14 protein-coding genes and 1 pseudogene are annotated in these 19,281 nt (G+C 62.9%); 8 read left to right on the forward strand and 7 right to left on the reverse strand.

The genetic code is table 11. The features are described 5' to 3' along the window. Position 1: 1 nt before the first annotated feature. From Q0139_RS14435 to Q0139_RS14445, 3 genes are all read right to left on the reverse strand, one after another. Positions 2 to 781, reverse strand: a complete 780-nt coding sequence (locus Q0139_RS14435) for an enoyl-CoA hydratase/isomerase family protein (protein ID WP_298023585.1) — start codon at positions 779 to 781, stop codon at positions 2 to 4. Positions 782 to 791: 10 nt separating this feature from the next. Next, positions 792 to 1,619, reverse strand: a complete 828-nt coding sequence (locus tag Q0139_RS14440; RefSeq protein ID WP_298023588.1) for a FadR/GntR family transcriptional regulator — start codon at positions 1,617 to 1,619, stop codon at positions 792 to 794. Between the two features lie 89 nt (positions 1,620 to 1,708). Beyond that, positions 1,709 to 4,102 carry a TonB-dependent receptor gene (locus tag Q0139_RS14445; protein ID WP_298023591.1) on the reverse strand — a complete coding sequence of 798 codons (2,394 nt, stop codon included), beginning with the start codon at positions 4,100 to 4,102 and terminating at the stop codon, positions 1,709 to 1,711. A gap of 282 nt (positions 4,103 to 4,384) precedes the next feature. Here Q0139_RS14445 and Q0139_RS14450 point away from each other — a divergent pair, with 282 nt between their 5' ends. Further along, on the forward strand, positions 4,385 to 5,500 hold the full coding sequence (locus Q0139_RS14450; RefSeq protein WP_298023594.1) for an amidohydrolase family protein: 1,116 nt from the start codon (positions 4,385 to 4,387) through the stop codon (positions 5,498 to 5,500). Between the two features lie 140 nt (positions 5,501 to 5,640). Here Q0139_RS14450 and Q0139_RS14455 read toward each other — a convergent pair whose 3' ends face one another. Further along, positions 5,641 to 6,945, reverse strand: a complete 1,305-nt coding sequence (locus Q0139_RS14455; protein WP_298023597.1) for an MFS transporter — start codon at positions 6,943 to 6,945, stop codon at positions 5,641 to 5,643. A 168-nt stretch (positions 6,946 to 7,113) separates the two neighbouring features. Between Q0139_RS14455 and Q0139_RS14460 the strand changes: the two genes are divergently transcribed. From Q0139_RS14460 to Q0139_RS14485, 6 genes are all read left to right on the forward strand, one after another. Next, complete coding sequence (locus tag Q0139_RS14460; RefSeq protein ID WP_298023600.1) at positions 7,114 to 7,908, forward strand: SDR family oxidoreductase; 795 nt, start codon at positions 7,114 to 7,116, stop codon at positions 7,906 to 7,908. Positions 7,909 to 7,941: 33 nt separating this feature from the next. After that, positions 7,942 to 8,703 (forward strand): crotonase/enoyl-CoA hydratase family protein, encoded by a 762-nt coding sequence (locus Q0139_RS14465; RefSeq protein ID WP_298023603.1) that lies wholly within the window; start codon positions 7,942 to 7,944, stop codon positions 8,701 to 8,703. Positions 8,704 to 8,752: 49 nt separating this feature from the next. Then, complete coding sequence (locus Q0139_RS14470; RefSeq protein WP_298023606.1) at positions 8,753 to 11,587, forward strand: glycosyltransferase; 2,835 nt, start codon at positions 8,753 to 8,755, stop codon at positions 11,585 to 11,587. Beyond that, positions 11,584 to 12,318 carry a hypothetical protein gene (locus Q0139_RS14475; RefSeq protein ID WP_298023609.1) on the forward strand — a complete coding sequence of 245 codons (735 nt, stop codon included), beginning with the start codon at positions 11,584 to 11,586 and terminating at the stop codon, positions 12,316 to 12,318. The genes Q0139_RS14470 and Q0139_RS14475 overlap by 4 nt, the downstream gene beginning before the upstream one ends. Before the next feature lie 68 nt (positions 12,319 to 12,386). After that, positions 12,387 to 12,866 (forward strand): hemerythrin domain-containing protein, encoded by a 480-nt coding sequence (locus Q0139_RS14480; protein WP_298023612.1) that lies wholly within the window; start codon positions 12,387 to 12,389, stop codon positions 12,864 to 12,866. A 157-nt stretch (positions 12,867 to 13,023) separates the two neighbouring features. Beyond that, positions 13,024 to 14,091 (forward strand): glycerophosphodiester phosphodiesterase, encoded by a 1,068-nt coding sequence (locus Q0139_RS14485; protein WP_298023615.1) that lies wholly within the window; start codon positions 13,024 to 13,026, stop codon positions 14,089 to 14,091. 84 nt (positions 14,092 to 14,175) lie between these two features. Here the strand turns inward: Q0139_RS14485 and smc are convergent, their stop codons facing one another. From smc to Q0139_RS14500, 3 genes are read right to left on the reverse strand one after another with little or no spacing between them, the layout of a single operon-like run. Then, entirely contained in the window at positions 14,176 to 17,613 is a 3,438-nt protein-coding gene (gene smc / locus Q0139_RS14490; protein ID WP_298023618.1) for a chromosome segregation protein SMC, read from the reverse strand. Between the two features lie 37 nt (positions 17,614 to 17,650). Further along, positions 17,651 to 18,385 (reverse strand): thioredoxin domain-containing protein, encoded by a 735-nt coding sequence (locus tag Q0139_RS14495; RefSeq protein WP_298023622.1) that lies wholly within the window; start codon positions 18,383 to 18,385, stop codon positions 17,651 to 17,653. A 6-nt stretch (positions 18,386 to 18,391) separates the two neighbouring features. Then, positions 18,392 to 19,012 carry a DUF721 domain-containing protein gene (locus tag Q0139_RS14500; protein ID WP_298023625.1) on the reverse strand — a complete coding sequence of 207 codons (621 nt, stop codon included), beginning with the start codon at positions 19,010 to 19,012 and terminating at the stop codon, positions 18,392 to 18,394. 76 nt (positions 19,013 to 19,088) lie between these two features. Between Q0139_RS14500 and Q0139_RS14505 the strand changes: the two are divergent. Beyond that, positions 19,089 to 19,281, forward strand: a pseudogene (locus Q0139_RS14505) (A/G-specific adenine glycosylase); the annotation flags it as partial.

Raw genomic sequence — 19,281 nt, forward strand, 5'->3', positions numbered from 1 at the left:
GCTATCTCCCCTTGTAGTTGGGTGTGCGCCCTTCACGATGGGCGGCGCGCGCTTCCTTGTAATCTTCGGTGAGGAACAGCGCCGTCTGCGCCATCAGTTCCTGGCGCGTGCCGTTCCGGATCGCGCCGCCATGCATCTGGTCGATCATCTGCTTGCCCATGGCGAGCGCGATCGGCGGCTTCGATGCAAGCTTCTTCGCCATATCGAGTGCGAAGGTATCGAGTTCGTCCGGTGCTACGAGAAAATCGACCGCCCCCCAGGACAGCGCCGTTTCCGCATCGATCGGGTCGCCCGACAAAATCATGTACTTGGCCCTGCTCGAGCCGATCGCCGTGGCCAGCAGCTGCGTCCCTCCCGTATCGGGCAGCAGACCGAAATTGATCTCCGGAAGCGCCATTTTCAGCGTGCTGTCGGCAACCCGAATGTCGGCGCAAAGCGCGCCTTCGCATCCGCCGCCGATGACGCCGCCCTTCAACGCGGCAACAATCGGCTTCGGGCAATCCTGGATCGCCAACCGGCCGTCCTGAGCACGGCGGACGAAATCGAAATCGCTCTCGTCGCGCGCCCGGTGGCCGAGGACCGAGACGTCCCGGCCCGAACAGAAGGACTTTCCCTCGCCCCGCAACAGGATGGCACGAACCGACTGGTCCTCGACGGCACTGGCAAAAGCATCGCGAAATGCATCGCCCATCTCATCGTCGATCGCGTTGTGCCGCTCTGGCCGGTTGTAGGAAATGACGCGCACGCCGTCTTCCGTGCGGGTCAGGATCGTGCTGGTCATGGTCCGTTCCTCAGTGCCCGCGCCGGTGGTCGCGCTTGACCATTTGGACGGAAGGAGAGAGGTCGTCGGCGATCCATTGCTCGATCAGCGCACTTCGGGCGCGAGATATCTTCCGAGCCCTTTCTGTGTCACCGGCAGCCACGGCGTCGCAAAGGTTCTGCTGCAGGCCGAGCCATTCCTTCCGCCGATCGGGCTTGCCGTCGTAAAAGCGCAAATTGCGCTCGAGCAATCCGAACTCGTATAGAATATCCATGAAAAGGCCGAGGAACGGGTTGGATGCCATGCGCGACAGCAAATGGGACAGGCGCCGCTCGACCTCGATGATGTAGCGCGTTGCCACTTCATCGCCTACGCTGATGTTCAATGACGCTCGGATTTCCGCGAGTTCGGCCAATCGGTCGCTATCCTCGCACAGCGCCGCGCTGGCGATGGTCTCGGCAACGATCACCGTGCTTGCCTCGCGCATCTGGCGGAGCGAGGCGCCCTGCATGCGCAAATAGAATGCCGGCAACTGAATGACATGGCCGACATCGGGGCGCGCGGCGTAAAACCCGCCTGCCGCCCCCCGCCGTATCTCCAGCAGGTGATCGTTTTGCAGGATCTTCGCCGCCTGCCGCAATGTGGGACGACTGACATCGAGCCGATCGAGCAAATCGGCTTCGGACCCGAGATAGCTCCCCGGATCCGCATCCATGCTCAGTCCGAAAAGTTTGCGGACGGTGCGTCCAACGCGCGTGTCGCGCTTGGCGGATTCCTCCGCAAAAGGGTCGCCCGGCTCTTTGATGCCGTAAACGGAATTTCCCGAGTCCATAGCTGCAAATTGCGGGCTTTCCGCCATTTGGTCAAACGCTCGATTTCCGGCCGACAAAGGGACCGACGCCCGGCCGATGCCGGGCGCCGGTTTCCAGAAGGGAGAGGGTTCTGAAATCAAAAGCGTGCAGTTAGCGTCACGCCATATGTGGCCGGATCATTGAACGACGACCCGACATACACATTGCCGAGAAGCAGCGTGTACAGCGGCTCGCGATCGCCGAGAATATTCCGGCCCCAGACGGCGATCTCGTAATTATCGTCATAGCCGAAGCTCAGCGCAGCGCGAGCGTTGAGCAGACCGAGCGAACCCGTTACAAGCGCATCCTCGAGCTGATCCGCTTGTGCCTGGGTCAGCCCGAGGCCGCCCGGCGTCGTCACGGGATTGGCCGTGAACAAGTCCGTTCGCGTGTCGGCATTGTTATATTCTCCCTGCCATGCATAAGTCGCATTCAGATGCAGGCGGCCGAAGCCCAGATCGGTTTCGTAACTTGCGCCGACCGTGAACTGTTCCTCGACAATGCCGACAAACGGAAAATCACTTTTGTCGACCGAGACGAGTTGCTGCATGCCCGCAGCGCCCACGACCCCGAAACCGTCATAGTTGGTATAACTCGGATCGATCAGCGATCCCGAGGCGAACAGGAAGAAGCCATCGGCGACTTCGACCGAGAAATCAGCTTCGACGCCCCAAGTTTCGGTGCCCGCATTCTCGATGATCGTCTGGCTCTGGCCGTTGACGTTGAACACCGGGCTGCGCTGTGCATTGCTGACTCGATTGTGGAAGCCGGCAATATTGAAGATCGCTCGACCGCCCCAGAATTCGGTCTTCAGGCCGATTTCCTGTTCGTTGTTGATTTCCGGTTGGGCGGGCGTGGTGTCGGTCAGCGTCAGCGAACGCAGCTGTTGCACGCCAGACCGGTATCCGCGGCTATGCTTGGCATAGAAGAGGATATCGTCCGTCAGCTGGTAGTCGAAACCGATCGTATAGGACAGGTTATCGAACGTGTCGTAGCGCGTGCGTGCGCAGTCCTCGAAAGTCGCAGGCGGGAAGTTGAAACTGGTCGGGAGACAAACCGCCACGACATCGCCGTTGTTCGGCGCCACCGACGACTGAACCGTCACGCCCTTGTCGTCGATCGAATAGCGGGCGCCGCCCGTGATCGTCAGCCTGTCGGTCACATGCGCGCTGACCTGCGCGTAAATGCCGATGCTGTCATTGTCGATGAAGCCGTTGAAGTTGCTCCAGTTCGGACTCGAGAACAGGCTCGATCGCGACTGATCATTCCCACTTTCGGCGAAATAGGTTGCGCCTACCGCGAAATCGATAAGATCGTCGAACGCCGACCCCGTTGCCCGAAGCTCCGCCGAAAACTGGTCGAGGTCCTGGAAACCCTGCGTGAAATGCGCCGGAAAGGCCGAACCATCGAGATCGATCAGATTGGCACCTTCGACGTTGCGATAACCGGTAATGAAATTGACTTCGCCAAAGCTCGTTTCGAGATCGGCCCGCAACATATAGGTTTCGGTCTCCATCTCGTTGAAGAGGCCGCGCGCCGGTGCACCGGGGAATGTCGCAACATTCGAAACACCAACAAAATCGCGATCTCGTTGCATTACGGCACGCTCAGCCGCAGCAGGATCGGCGCCGCCGACATTCAAGAAGAGGTTTGAGCGTCCCGGTCCGTTGATCTCGCTATCGAACCATTCCCCCGAGGCGGTTATCGTCAGATTTTCCAGAGGACGCGCCGACACGCGCACACGACCGTTCAGGACTTCCCGCTCACCATAGCCGTCGCCTGTCGTGACATCGGTTTGATAATTGTCACGAGCGCCGTAGAAAAAACTACCGCGAATTGCGAAATGTTCGAAGCCCAGATTGATTACCGCTTCGGCTTCGCGCTGGTCGTAGCGGCCATAGGTGCCGCGGACGACGCCCGAGACCTCGTCGAATTGCGGCTGGACAGTTTGGATTACGACGGCGCCAGCCGAGGTGTTGCGCCCAAACAGCGTACCCTGAGGACCCTTGAGTACCTGCACCGATTCGATATCGAGAAGATTGGTGTTCAGGCCGTAGGCACGACCGATATAGATGTCGTCGATATAGGTGCCGACTGACGGCTCCAGCGTCGCGATATTGTCGACCTGGATCTGACCGCGCATCGACAGGTTGAAAGCCGTTGGATTGTTGCCGGCGGCGCGAACGTTGAACCCCGGCGTAAACGTAGCGATGTCAGCCGTTTGGACTATTCCCTGCTCGACGATGTCCTCACCGCTGAAAGCGGTAATCGTCGTCGGCACTTCCTGGATGTTCTCTTCCTGCCGCGTCACGCCAAGAACGATGATCGGGTTGCGCTCGAAATTAGCCTGCGCCTGCTCCTGCTCGCTCGTTGTAGTGTCACCTTCCTGAGCGTGAGCGGGCGCGGCCAACGACATGAGCGCGATCACGCCTAAAGATACCGACGAAGCTATGAAGCGCGAATTGATGGCGGATTTATTCTGATTTTTCATACAGGCCTCCCAGATTCCTATCCCAGCACGTAACCGGTCGATCCCAGTTATCTAACTTAGTTGACCTCCTTATAGCGGAAAATTTGATCTGAAAAGAGGAACCTTTTCGTAATCGTGCTGCGTGTTGCACTTTTGCATCGCAATTGACGCTAGGGCTTTTGCGGTTTTCCGGGGCATCCCAAAATCGTGTGAAAATGCGGGAGCCAGTCCGCTAAAAAGATACCTATTTACGAATCGAGCTATTGCGCGTAGATTTCAACAAATTTCCGAGGGAGCGACACGATGAAACCTTTCATTTTCAGCGCCGATAGCCACATCATGGAACCGGCAACGCTGTTCCAGGACAATCTTCCCGATTCGATGAAGAAGCATGCCATCCATGTCCGCAAGGAAGGCGAATATCTGATCACCGGGACTGAGGAAAAAACCATCTACCGGTTACGCGTCGGACAACACCGGGAGAAAGCGTTAGGTGACGCCCAGCGCAAGGGCATTCGAGAAATACCCGGTCGCCTCGAAGACATGGAACTCGAGGGTATCGATTCGGAAATTTGCTTTCCGAGCCTGGGTCTCTGGATGTACGCAATCGGGGACGCCGATGCCGAAGCCGAATCCTGCAAAATCTATAACGATTGGAACAACGAATTTCTCGGAGATCATCCCAATCGCTTCGTGCGCTGCGGCATGTTGCCGGTACTCGACTTCGATAATACCAAAGCCGAGCTGAAACGACTGAACGAAATGGGATATACAGCAGCAATGCTGCCAGCCGTGTCGCCTGAAGGCATTCCCAATTACAACAGTGAGGAATGGGATTCGGTTTTCGCGCTCGCTGGGAAGCTGGGTATCGTTTTTGTGCTCCATACCGGGACAGGCCTTGCCTCGGTCGTCCATGAGCGGGGCCCGGGTGCGGCGATTATCAACTACAGCAATCAGGCGTGCGATGCGATCAACACGTGCCAATATTTGGTTGCCGGCGGCGTCCTGGATCGCAATCCCGAAGCCAAGGTTGCCTTTATCGAATCCGGGGCGAGTTGGCTGGTCGCCATTGCCGAACGCATGGACGAGGTTTCCGTCGCGCATGCCAACTTCGTACGCCCGGATCTTTCGCGACCACCGAGTCAGATTATCGACGATCAGATCTGGGCGAGCTTTCAGCACGATCGTGCGTGCATTGTCGCGGCAGCGGCGGGGCTACCGGGAGCACGCAACGTCATGTGGGGTTCGGATTATCCGCATGCCGAAGGGACCTTCCCGATCAGCAGGCAAATTCAGCGCGAGCTTTTCGATGGGCTGGATGTTGGCGAACAGGTGAAGGCCGACATTTTGGGCCTCAATGCTGCACGCCTATTCAAAGTAGAACCGGAAGTGCACACAGCCGAGGCCATCGCCGCATAGGATGTGAGACTTTAATCCGCCTGAACCAGACGGCCAGGGTCATGACGCGACGATCGTTTCAGGAACGGTCGTTCACCGCATCGACGCGGCAACCGACGCCTATTCCGGCCGTCTTGTACGCGCCGAACAGCCGCTGGCAGCTATTTGAGACTTTCAGGCAGAATCTTGGCCGTCCTGCCAGCCATGATCGCGGCAATGCCGCCCAGCAACAATGTGGTCGAAGTGATCGCCAGCGAATAGCGCAGGGATTCCAACCCGTAACTCGGTTCCAGCCACGCGCTGAGAAATCCGGCTAGCGTTCCGCCGATCCCGGTTCCCGCAATCCCGATCAACATGTTGATCGTGGCCGACATGATTGCCCGCATCGAGACTGGCACCTGCGCATACGAAAGTGCGATCGTGGGTCCGAGATAAAGCGTCATCAGGAATTTGACGATCAGGAAACAGCCAAGCGCGACATAGGCGTTTTCGGAAAAGCAGAAAATCATGGCAAAAGGAAAAGCCAGGAACAGGCCCCCCGCTGCCAGCCAGCTGTTGAAGCGCGGATTCGCGGCACCGAAACGATCGCCGATGTAGCCCGCGAGCAGATTGCCGAGCACCAGCCCCCCGGCCATCATGCCGCCCATCCAGAAGCCGACCTCGGCCACCGGCATATCGTGGACGCGGCGGAAAAATGAAGCGCCCCAAAGGATGAACGCGAAGCCGGACAGCGGTACCGTCAGCATCATCACACCTACCCAGCGCAGCGAAGCCGAGCTGGCCATGAGTTTGATGACCTCCAACGGCCGCAAATTATTGACTGGCGTGAGGGCGGCCTCGCCCTTTGCCCGTCGTGGTTCTGCGGCGAGCAGCCAGACGATCAGGCCGAGTGCGATACCCGGCACGCCGACAATGTAGAAAACGGTGCGCCAATGATAGAATGTCGAAAGCCAGCCGGCCAGCGCAAGCCCGCCCGACAAGCCGACCGCGCTCGCCGCGAGCATGGTCGAGATGACGAGCACGCGCCGGTGCGGTGGAAAAATCTCCACCAACAGCGAATTGGATGCTGGCCCGGCTCCTGCCTCGCCCGCAGCCAGTCCTATTCGGGCCAACAGCATCTGGAAGAAGTTTCCCGCCATGCCGCACGCCACCGTCGCCATGCTCCAGATCGTCACGCATAACGAGATAACAAGGCGCCTGTCGCCGCGGTCCGCGTAGCGCGCGATCGGGAAGGCGGCGAGTGCGTAGAACAGCCCGAAGGAGAAACCTGTCAGGATGCCTAGCTGGCCGTCATTCAGGCCGAGTTCCGCTTTGATGTCGTCCTGGAACAAGGTGAAGACTTGTCGGTCGATATAACTGACGGCTGCAACGGTCAGCAGCAGTGCCAGTGTCACATTGCGGCGCCACGGCACTACCAACGGCGTCGAAGCCTGTGGCTGCATCGCACCTCCGACAGCTTCGCTCATCTCTCTCTCCTGACCCGGGCGTTCGTGGATTTGCCGTATCGCCTCTTTCCGGCGCCAAACACGTTGACGGCCTGATCGCCGCTCTAGATAGATAACTTGGTTATATAACACAATCGACATGGTGCAGGCCGGAACATGCTTGGCTGCGCGCCTAGCAGGAGAGCGGATATGGACCTCAACATCGCCGGAAAGGTTGCGCTTGTGACAGGCGGCACGCAGGGCATCGGCTTCGCTTGCGCCCGAACCCTGCTGAACGAAGGGTGCAAGGTCGCCATTGCGTCGCGCACGCCCGCCAATGTCGAATCGGCGCTTGAAACCCTGAGATCCGGAGGCAGCGACGTGATCGGTGTCGCGGCCGACTGCACGACCAAGGTAGGCATAGCGCGCGTCGTTGCGGAAACGACCGGCAGCCTCGGACCGGTCGAAATCGCCATTTTCAATGTCGATTCGGGAACCAAGGGTGACTTCATGGACATCGACGATGAAGTCATGGATCTCGCCAACAAGAACAACCTGATGGCGTTCGGCTGGTTCGTCCGGGCGGTAGTGCCGTCGATGAAGCAGCAGCAATGGGGCCGCATTCTCACCATCGGCACCAATTCGGTAAAGGAACCGCATCGCGAACTCGCCCGCGCCGCGCAGAACGCCTATCGCGTCGGCGCGCTGGCGCTCTCCAAGACGCTATCGGCCGAGCTCGGCCCCGACGGAATTACCGTGAATACGCTCGGCACCGGCGCCATCGAGACCGATCAGTTCAAGCGCGTCTTCACGAAAATCGCCGAGGAACGCGGATCGACCTATGAAGAGCATATCGCCAATCGCGTGTCGCAATGGCCGGTCCGGAGAATGGGCCAGCCCGAGGACATGGCGAACGCGGCCGCGTTCCTCTGCTCCGATCTTGCCGGATTCATCACAGGACAGGTGCTTGTGGTCGACGGCGGCAACATCAAGTCGCTGCAGTAGAACACAGACCAAATGACCGCAAAGGACCACCCCATGACCGATGCCGTACTCACCGAAATCGAAGACGGCGTGATAGTCATCACGCTGAATCGCCCCGAAGCGAAAAACGCCGCCAACAAGGCCTTGGCCGAAGGCGTCGCCGCGGCGCTAGACCAGCTCGACGGAGACGATAGCCTGCGCGTCGGCATCATCACCGGCGCGGGCGGCACCTTCTGCTCGGGCATGGATCTCAAGGGTTTCCTCAAGGGCGAAACGCCTGTCGTCGAAGGCCGGGGCTTCGCCGGATTGACGATGGCGCCTCCGCGAAAACCACTGATCGCTGCAGTCGAGGGCTATGCCCTGGCCGGCGGCATGGAAGTAGCTCTGAGTTGCGACCTTATCGTCGCCCATGTGGACGCCAAGTTCGGCATTCCCGAGGTCAAGCGCGGTCTTGTGGCGGGCGCGGGCGGGCTGATCCGCCTGCCACGGCAAATTCCGCAACGGCTCGCCATGGAATATGCGCTCACCGGCGATTTCATTGATGCGCCGCGTGCGCACCAAATCGGGCTAATCAATCAGGTCACAGATGGAGCCGCGCTGGACGCGGCAAGGGATTTGGCCCGGCGCATCAACGAAAATGGCCCTCTAGCAGTACGCGTGTCAAAACGGATAGTCCAGCAGCAGGCAGCATGGTCGAACGAGGAAATGTGGGACGAACAGGCTGAATTGATGAAACCCGTATTCACTTCGAAAGACGCGCGAGAGGGTGCAGCCGCTTTTGCCGAGAAGCGCAAGCCCGAATGGACGGGTACCTGACCCCAGTTCGCTGTTGCCATGCGCGAAGGGCTCTGCCTAAGCGGGCGGCATGGCCGAACGTCCGGTGGAAACCATCGCCCGCGCAATCGAAGCGGAAGATCGCGTCGAGGCGTCCCGCTTGCTTGCGGCGGCAGGCCTGGCGCAAGGCTTGCCGGATTTTGCACGGTCCGCCGCCGGAAATCTCGCCGGCAAGCACGAAATCGGTGCCGTTATGGCCCGCGCGGCATGGCTGGAAGGCGATGCCGGCGCGGCCGCCAAGGCGTGGGGCTCGCTCGATGCAGGAAAGCTGGACCATGCGATGCATTTCGAGGCTGCGCAGGCGCATTGGCTCGCCGGGGCGCTCGATACCGCATTGTCCCATGCCGAAGCCGCGATTGCGCAATCGGACGATCTGCCGTTGCGCGATGCACGCCGTCTGAAATGGTTCGCAAGTTATCTCAAATCACTGCTTCAACGCGCCGAGGATGAAGATACTTTCGGCCACGCCGCCTTGCATGGCCGATGGCACTCGTTGCCGCCGGACAACCGCCCGGTCATTGCGCTGCTAGACTACAAGGCGCCGGATCTGCTCGCCGTCAGCGACAATATCGGCGATTTCATTCAGAGCGCCGCCGCGCTGCGCCATCTCGCCCGGCTCGACGGTGTCGAATGGAGCTTTGACTGCGAGGGCCTTGCCAAGCCATTGCAGCGGATGCAGCGAAGCTGGACCGTCGAACAGCGTATGTCGATCGGCAAGCCGGTGCACCTCGCCGTCGCCGACCGCGACGACCCGTTCAGCCTCGCGCTCCGCTTTCCCGGCCGCCCGGTGTGGACGATCCACAATGGCTGGTTCTTCCATAAATGTTTCGGCGCGCTGCGCGCAATGCCGGGGCCGGACAATCTCTATCCCCTGCTCGTCTCCTTTCACCTGTGGCGGCCGGGCGACCTGACCGACGAACTGCTCGACTGGTTGCGCCGGCACCAGCCGGTGGGTTGCCGCGACAAGGTCACGATGCGCTGGCTCTTGAACCAAGGAGTCGACGCCTTCTTCTCCGGCTGCCTCACCCTGACGCTGGCGACCGGTGGCAAGGCCGGCAAGCGCGAAGGCGATTATGATGTCGATCTGGACGAGGACACGCCGGACGGACGAACCACCATCGCGCACAAGATGCCGGAAACGCGCACACTGCCCTATGCCGAAAGCTTGGCGATCGCACTCGACCTGATCGACCAATATGCAGCGGCGAGAACGATCCGGACGAGCAGGCTCCATTGCGCCCTGCCGGCATGGGCGGTGGGAACGGCGGTCGACTTCCGCCTGCCCAATCCGGCCGACCGGCGGTTCGACGGCCTGGTCGATGCCGGCGATGCGGCACGCAAAGAACTCCGTAAGGCGATGGTCAGCCATGTCGGCTGGACGGTCAGGCAGATCGCATTGGGCAAGAAGCCGCGCTATGTGCGCGACGTCTGGGCCAAACGCTGGGCGGGTGCGGTCGAAGCGGCGCGCGAGGAAGTGTTCGGCGGGAACGCTCCGCCCACCATCGGCCTGGTGAGCGCCGCCATGCAAGACCTTCGGCCGGAGGAGCCCGTTACCATCGTCATGGCCTTCGATGAAAAATATCTCGACAAGGCCAAGGTCGCACTCCGCTCGGTGCGCGAAAATAGCATGGCGCCGATCCGGCTCGTGCTGCTCGTTCGCCGACTCGGCAAAGAGGAAGTCGCGTCGCTGGTCAATGCGATAGAGCCCGTCGAGACGCGCATATTGCCAATGGACGGCCGGATGAAAGGGGTCGAGGTCGAGCTGCTTCAACAGATCACGATTTCGACGATGGACCGGCTGTTCCTGGACGAAATTCTCCCCGACCTCGACCGGGTCGTCTATCTCGATTGCGACATCATCGTGAACGGCGATATCGCCGAGCTCGCCGGCTATGGACCTGGCGCTGCGGGAATCGCGGCCCGCCCTACCCCCAATCCCAATGTCCGCACCTTGGTCGAGATGTCCGAGCGGCGCGCGATGAAACTCGATGAAGGCGAAGCCCGCGCGTTGCGCGAATATGCGGCGCGGGCGCTCGACCTGCGGCAGAAAGGATTCAACGCAGGCGTGCTCGTCCTTTCTCTCGACCGGCTTCGCGAAAACGGAATGCTCGAACGGGCACGCGGTCTTGCCGAACGCTTCGGCCTGCACGACCAGGACGCGCTCAATCTCGCCGCGACCGGCGGCTATGCCGCGCTTCCCGATCGCTGGAACGCGATGCCGCATCTGGATTTCGACCCCGAACCGGCGATCGTTCACTGGGTCGGCGCGCGCAAGCCATGGATGAAACCAGCCGTCCGCCATCAGCATTTCTGGCACCGCTATGCCGACCTGCCGGACATCGGCAAGGCGCATTGGCGCAAGGCGGACTCCTACCGGCCCGATTGGGACGACCGCGCGAAGCTGGCCGCCAAATGGATTGCCCCCGGCACCAGCGTGCTCGATCTCGGATCGGGGGGCAGGCTGGCGCTGGGCCGGTATCTCGCCAGCGATTGCCGCTACCAGCCTGCCGACCTGCGCGCATGGACGCTGGAGGTCATCCCGATCGATCTCGACCGAGGCGATTTTCCCGACGGCCCCTACGATGCCGTCGCGATGCTGGGCCTGCTCGAATATCTGCAGGATCCCGCGGTCGTGTTGCGCCGCGCGTGCGAGGGCGGAAGCGCGGCGCTCATCACCAGCTTCTGCCATCCGCAGCCGGATGCCGATTGGGCATTCCGTCACAAGCGAGGCTGGATCAATGCGTTCGACGAATCCGAATTCGAAGCCATGCTGAACGAAGCGGGTTGGTCGATCGAGGAGAGGACGCTGCTCAAGGATAACGAAAATATCTGCGAGATGCTGTACCGTTGCGCGCCCGCCGAATGATCCGCTTCGCCATCCTTTCCATGCCGCGCACAGGATCGATGATGCTCGCGCGCCAGCTCGGCACCCACCCCGATGTCACCTGCTATCTGGCATTGTTCAGCCGCAACGAATTTCTCGTCGACGATCATGACGACACCGCCGCTCTGCGCGCCCGGCTCGGCGATCGGTGGCAGGACTGGGACAGCCGTCACACGGACCCCCACGCCTTTCTGTCGGCAATGACGGGCGCGACGCCGCAGACGAAAGCGGTCGGGCTCAAGCAGCATCTGAGCGGCCCGGAATCGGCGACCGAGGCGATGATCGGCGGTTGGGCCGACCGGCTGATCTTCCTGACGCGCCCGAATCATCTGGCGACCTATTCCTCGGCGAAGCTCGCCAATGAAGCGGGCTGGAAACAGCGCGAACCCGGTCAGCCGCAAGCCGTCGACACAATTCGGTTCGACGCGGATGATTTCGCGAAGCATGTCCGTAATCGCGAACGCCTGGACGCGAAATGGCGTGGGCGGATCATGGACGCCGGTGCGCTGGAGATCAGCTACACGCAGGCGCGCCGCCGCGAACCGATCGAGGAAATCTGGCGCTTCCTCGGCGTCGACCCCGCGCTCGGTGGCGAACCCGACATCCTTAAGAAAAATCCCGACGATCTCCTCGCCCGCTTCGACAATCCCGGCGAGGTCATGGCGTGGCTACGCGCCAATGACCGGATCGAATGGGCCGAACCCGAGCTGTGAGAACGGTTCGCAGGTGCAACCAAGCCCCATCCTTCGTGTTCATATCGTGACAGAAGGAGAAATTACCGATGGCCGACGAGAAGATTTTTGCCCGCCTCAAGGAAGATCACGAAAAACATCGCACGCTGCTCGATCAGATCGAGAAAACGCATGGCGACAGCGACGGGCGGGAGGAGCTATTCGAGCGGTTCCGTACCGAGGTGATGGCGCATGCCGCCGCCGAGGAAGAGACGCTTTACGCGACCATGCTCGAAAAACCGGACCTGCGCGAGGACGCGCAGCATTCGGTGTCCGAGCACAAGGAAATCGACGATTTTCTCGAGGAACTGACCGAGAAGGAGTTCTCCTCACCCGGCTGGCTACCGCGATTCAAGGAGATGAAGCACCGCTACCTCCATCATATCGACGAGGAGGAAGAGGACATGTTTCCCGCCGCCGCGAAGGATCTGAGCCAGACACAGGAAGAAAAGCTCGCCAGCAAGTTCGAACAGCGCAAGCCGAAGGAGCTGGAACGCGCCGCCGAGGCGGAATTCGACAGCCGCGAATAGCGCTTGCCGCCTGTCTCCCGATCGCTCACGATGCGATCGGGAGAAATCGGCGATGGACATGGCGATAGCGCATTTTCGGCAAGGCAGGCGCACGAGATTCGGGTTTCGGCTGGCCGGCCTTTCGATTTTCGGCGCGCTTGTCGCAGCGTGTACACCCGTGCCGCCCGTGACAGCCGGTTCTCAACCCGATCCGTTGATCATCGCCCATCGCGGCGCTTCCGCCGAGCGGCCCGAGCACACGCTTGCCGCCTACAGCCTCGCGATCGAGCAGGGCGCCGACTATATCGAGCCGGACCTGGTGATGACCCGCGACGGCGTGTTCGTCGCCCGGCATGAGAACGAGATTTCGGGCACGACGGATATCGCCGATCATCCCGAATTCGCCGACCGCCGCACGACCAAAGCGATCGATGGCGAAGAGGTCACCGGCTGGTTCACCGAGGATTTCACCCTCGCCGAATTGCGGACCCTGAGAGCACGCGAGCGGCTGCCCCAACTCCGCCCCGGCAATACCGAATATGATGGTCAGTTCCCCATCCCGACGCTCGACGAAATCATTGCGCTGGCCCAGGGCGCAAACCGCCCGGTCGGCATCATCCCGGAGATCAAGCACCCGTCCTATTTCCGCTCGATCGGCCTGCCGATGGAGGAGGCGCTGGTCGCGCAGCTGGAGGCGGCGGGATATGACGGGCCGGACGACCCCGTCTTCATTCAGAGCTTCGAAATCGGGCCGCTCGCCCGGCTCGACATATTGACCGACATTCGCCTCGTGCAGCTTATCGCGCCAAGCGGTTCACCGGCCGACGTTCCCGACACGAGCTACGCGCAGATGATCACGCCCGCCGGTCTCGAAGCCGTCGCCACCTATGCCGATGCGATCGGGCCCGAAAAGGGACTCGTCATCCCGCTCGACGATATGGGTGCGCTCGGCGACCCGACGATGCTTCTTTCCGACGCGCATCGGGCGGGGCTGCTGGTGATCCCATGGACCTTCCGCCCGGAAAATTATTTCCTGCCCGCCAACCTGCGCGGCCAGGCGGGGGAAGGGCCGCGTGTTCGTCGGCGCGGCGATGTTGCGAGCGAAATGCTGGTGTTTCTTCAGGCCGGTGTCGACGGGCTATTCACCGACGCGCCTGAAGAGGGCGTTTATGCCACCTATCTGTTCGAGCGGCCGCGGCTGATGCGCGAGCTGGAGGAAGAGGCCCGCCGCAACGGTGAGAATTAGCATGACCGTGCTCCTGCGAAGGCAGGAGCCCAGGGCAACAAGTGTTTCGGTTTATCGCTCTGGATTCCTGCCTGCGCAGGAATACTATTCGGCTGCGATCAACGTTTCGGCGCTGCCGAGATCGACCGAGACGAGGCGGCTTACGCCGCGTTCGATCATCGTCACCCCATAGAGGCGGTCCATCCGCGCCATCGTCACCGCGTTGTGCGTGACGATCAGGTAGCGGGTGTCGGTCTCCTGCGTCATCCGGTCGAGCAGTTCGCAGAAGCGTTCGATATTCGCATCGTCGAGCGGCGCGTCAACTTCGTCGAGCACGCAGATCGGCGCGGGGTTCGTCAGGAACAGCCCGAAGATCAGCGCGATCGCCGTCAGCGCCTGCTCGCCGCCCGACAGCAGCGTCAGCGAGGCGAGTTTCTTGCCCGGCGGCTGCGCCATGATTTCAAGGCCGGCTTCGAGCGGATCGTCCGAATCGACGAGTGCGAGATGCGCCTTGCCGCCTTGGAACAGCGTCGCGAAGAGCCGCTGAAAGTGCCGGTCAACCTCTTCGAAAGCGGTCAGCAGGCGGGCGCGGCCTTCGCGGTTGAGATTGCCGATCGAGCCGCGCAGCCGGTTGATCGCCTGCCCCAGCTCCTCGCGCTCAGCAAATGACGATTCGCGTTCGGTTTCAAGCTCTTCCAGCTCGTTCTCGGCAACGAGATTCACCGGGCCGATCCGCTCGCGATCGGCCTTCAGCTTGTCGAGCTTCGCCGATTCGCGCTCCGAGGCTTCGACATCGTCGGCCTCGAATTCGAACTTCGCGGGCAGCCCCATGGGCTGGGCAGAGAAGCGTTCGCTGGCGATCCGGCCCATTTCGCGCTGGCGGCTCTCGGCATTTTCGCGCCGTGCCTGCGCCCCGGCCCGCGTCTCGCGCACGCTCGCCAGCGCCTCGACGGCGTCGGCCGCGAGCCGCTCGGCCTCGGCGACCTTTTCCTCGGCTGCGCGTTCGTCGGCGCGCAGCGTTTCGGCCGTGGCATCGGCCTCCTCGCTCGCCTTCGCCAGTTCGGCGATCCGGCCGTCGAGCTGCTGCGGCGCATCGGCGAGCGAGGCCGCTTCCGCCTCAGCCTCTTCGGCCCGCTTCGTCATTTCCTGCACCCGCCGCGCGGCATCGCCGGCGCGCGCCTTCCAGCTCGCGGCCTCGGCCTTGGCCGATTCGAGCCGCGCCGCATCGGCGTCGATCGTCTGACCGATCGTCGCCGCCCGGGCGCGCGCTTCGGAAAGCACCGATCGCGCCTGTTCGTTCGCCGATTTCAGCCGCTCGACCGCGCCGTCGGTTTCGCTGCCATCGGGCAGCGCCGCAATCGCCTGCTCGGCCTCGGTCAGCACCGACTTCGCTTCGCTCACCTCGTCCGCCGAGCGCCGGGCGCGTTCGGACAGCCCCTCGCGCTGCGCCGCCAGCCGTTCGAGCGCGGCGTCCGACGCATCCTCTTCGCGAATCGCGTTGCGGAGCGATTCCTCCGCCCTGGCAACGCCGTCGCGGCCATCCTCGACCGCGGTGCGCGCCGATGTCAGGTCCGCCAGCGCCGCCGCGGCCCGCGCCGCCGCGCCTTCGACCGCCTCGCGCGCCGCCGGCAGCGCCGTCTCGATCTCGCGCAACCGGTTCGCGCGCTTCAGCCGTTCGGCCGCCGTCGCGCCCTCGTCCTGCGATACATAGCCGTCCCAGCGCCGAAGCTTGCCGTCGCGCGTGACGAGCCGCTGCCCGACCGCAAGTGCGACACCGCCGTCATCGCTATCGGCCACACCGATCTGCGCCAGCCGCCGCCGCAATTGCGAGGGCGCCTCGACATGATCGGCAAGGCATTCGAGGCCCGAAGGCAGCGCGGGATCGCCCTGCCCCGCCGCGCTGCCCGACCAGCGCCGCGCCGCATCGCCGCTCAACCCGGCTTCGAGATCCTCACCGAGCGCCGCGGCGAGAGCGACCTCGTAGCCCGGCGCCGCACGGACCTGGTCGAGCGCCTTGTCGCCGCTCGCATCGGCCATGGCCTGCTGCAGCGCGCGCATTTCGGATTCGAGCGCCGACAGCTCGGCCCGTGCCGCGCTGGTATCGCTTTCGGCCCGGTCGCGCGCTTCGGCGGCCTCGTCGCGCTTGCGCTCGGCCTGCGCGATCGCCTCGCGCAGCTGCTCGATCCGGCCCTCGGATTTCTCGCGGGCTTTGGCGGCGGCAGCGCGCTGCTCCTCCAGCGGCCTCGCATCGCCGATCTGATCGAGCTCGGCCGCAATCCGCGCCGCTTCGTCTTCGGCCCGCGCCAACCGCTGGCGCGCCGCATCGGCATTGGCCTCGGCCACACGCGCATCGGCCTGCTCGCTCGCCTGCGCAGCCAGCGCGCGGGCCATGGCAAGTTCGGCATCATTGGCGACACCCTCGGCCTCGCGTACCTTGCGGTCGGCCTCGGCACGCCTTTCGCCGGCACCGTCGAGCCGCGCAACGATCTCCGCCTGTTCGCCCTTGAGCCGCTTCAATGCATCCGCAGCATCTGAGGCCAGCGCATCCTCGCGCCCGCGATCATGATCCAGCGTCTCGCGCCGCTCGGCCAACTCCGCGATCCGCCGTTCGAGTGCCGCGCGTTCGTTTTTCAGTGCCGCCAGTTCATGACCGAGCTTCGTCGCCTCGTCGCGCGCGGCCTGCGCGGCATTGCGCTTCTCGGCCAACGTCTTCGCCGCCTCGGCCTGATAGACCGCCGCCGCCTGCTGCTTCTCCGCCGCTTCGCGCACAGCATTCTCGGCGGCTTCGGCCTGTTCCTGCGCCTCGCGCGCCGCCGCTTCGGCATCGCGCCAGCGCGAATAGATCAGCCGCGCCTCGCCGATTTCGATCGCTTCGCTGAGCCGCCGGTAGCGCCGCGCCTGGCTCGCCTGCCGTTTCAGCGCATTGGCGCGATTTTCCATATCGGCGAGCAGGTCGTCGAGACGCGAGAGATTGGTTTCGGTCGCGCGCAGCTTTTGCTCGGCATCCTTGCGGCGAACATGGAGGCCCGCAATCCCGGCCGCTTCTTCGAGCATCTGCCGCCGCTCATGCGGCTTGGCCGAGATGACCTGCCCGATCTTGCCCTGGCTGACGAGCGCGGGCGAATGCGCGCCGGTGGCGGCGTCGGCGAACAGCAGCGCCACATCCTTGGCGCGGACGTCGCGGCCGTTGACGCGATAGGCCGATCCCGCGCCCCGCTCGATCCGGCGGACGATCTCGACCTCGCTTTCCAACGTGACGGCGCCGTCGGCCTGGTCGCCCTCCTCCCGCTCGGCAAGGATAGTGACCTCGGCGAAATCGCGTGCGGGGCGGGCATCGGTGCCCGCGAAGATCACATCCTCCATGCCCGAACCGCGCATCGATTTAGGCGAGCTTTCGCCCATCGCCCAACGCAGCGCCTCGAGCACATTGGATTTGCCGCAGCCATTGGGGCCGACCACGCCGGTCAGCCCGGGCTCGATGCGGAGCTCGGTCGGGTCGACGAAGCTCTTGAAGCCGGTCAGCTTGAGCTTCCTGATCTTCACTTCGTCTCCACCCGTTCGAGCCCCCCGGCCATATGCGCTACTGCGTCATCTCGCGCAGCCTGGCTTCAAGCTGCGGCCAGTTCGAAACGCCCGACGCGACCTCGCCGTTGATCAGGAAGGTCGGTGTGCCCTGCAGATTATACTGTGCAATGGCGGCATCGCGCATCCCGACGAGCTCGTCGCGCAATTCCGTATTGGTCAGGCACTGACGCGCCTCCTGCTCGGGAACGCCAAGGCCGCCGATGAAGTCGATCAGCCCGCCCGCTTCGGCGACGATCGTGAAGGCTTCACCACTTTCGGCCGCCTGCGGCGTCAGACGCGCCTGCATTTCCGCCTGATCCGCCTGCCCGAGCGTCTCGCCGAACGTGTCCAGATTGGCGAACATGCGCTCGCTGCGCTGGAAGAAAGCGTCCTCGTTGCCGCAGCGCACGAGCAGCGCCATCGTCAGATCATAGGGATCGCGGACGAAGTTGCGCAGTTCGAAGCTGACATCGCCCGACGCGACGAATTCCTCGAGCCCGCCGGCGCTCTGTTCGGCGAAATCGCGGCAATGCGAGCAGGTCAGCGACGCGAATTCGACGACTTGGACCGCGGCATCGGGGTTACCCATCAGATAGCCGCCCTCCTCGGTCTTGGTGACTGTCTCCGCCCAGCCGCCATCTTCGGCTTCGACATTGGCGGTTTCCTCGTTCGCGGTGGCGCTTTCGCCGCCGCACGCGCCGAGACCCATGACGGCGACTGCCGCAGCGGCTGTCAGATAACGGTGTTTCACGTGATATTACTCCCTTGTGGCCGCGGGCCCGATATCGCCAAGGCGCTTGATCTGCAATGAACGACTGGGCCCGAAGGGCGATTTGTCCTCGCCGTTTTCGGCCGTGGCGACCGACGCCGCCAGCCCTTCGAGGCAGGCGCGCAATTCGGGATCGCCGATTTCGCTGAGCGATTCGCCCAGCTTCTGCGGCACTGGCTTCAGCGCTGCCGCGACAGGCCGCTTCTCGCTCGTCACCGCGACCTGCCCCTGCTGGATCGCGATCCGGGCAACGGCAGGATAGCCGAAAAAGCGGTTCACCCTTTCGATGATCTCAGGTTCGATATGCTGCATCATCGTCGCATGGGCGCCCGATACGGTGAGGCGCAGGACGCCGTTCGAGCGCTTTCCCGGCGGAAAGCGGATCGCCTCGGGCGCGGAAACGCGGGCATAACGCTCGCCGACAATCTCCGGCCAACGGCTGACGACAGCACTCTGGACGAAACCGAACCGGCGGAACGACGCGCGGCCGATTTCGGGCAGCATGTCGCCGATGGCGCGCGCACGGCGTTGGCGCGGCGCCTCCTCGCGCTTCTTCCTCGACGCCTTGGCGTCGGCAAAATTGCGTATTTCCGCCATCCGGGCGGTCATGCCATAGGGCCTGCATGGCTGCCACAAATCAGAGTCGAACGGTGTGGATAATGGGGCGAGAGCCTGATTTGCGCGCATGAACGCCCAAAACGTCCGAAAATCGCTGCTCGAATGGTATGATCGGAACGCCCGGCGCTTGCCGTGGCGCGCGCCGCCCGGTGATCCGCCACCCGATCCCTATCGCGTCTGGCTGTCGGAGATCATGCTGCAGCAGACGACAGTGGCGGCCGTAAAGCCGCGTTTCGCCGATTTTCTTGCCCGCTGGCCCG

This window comes from uncultured Parasphingopyxis sp. (genome assembly GCF_937129435.1).
Lineage (GTDB): Bacteria > Pseudomonadota > Alphaproteobacteria > Sphingomonadales > Sphingomonadaceae > Parasphingopyxis.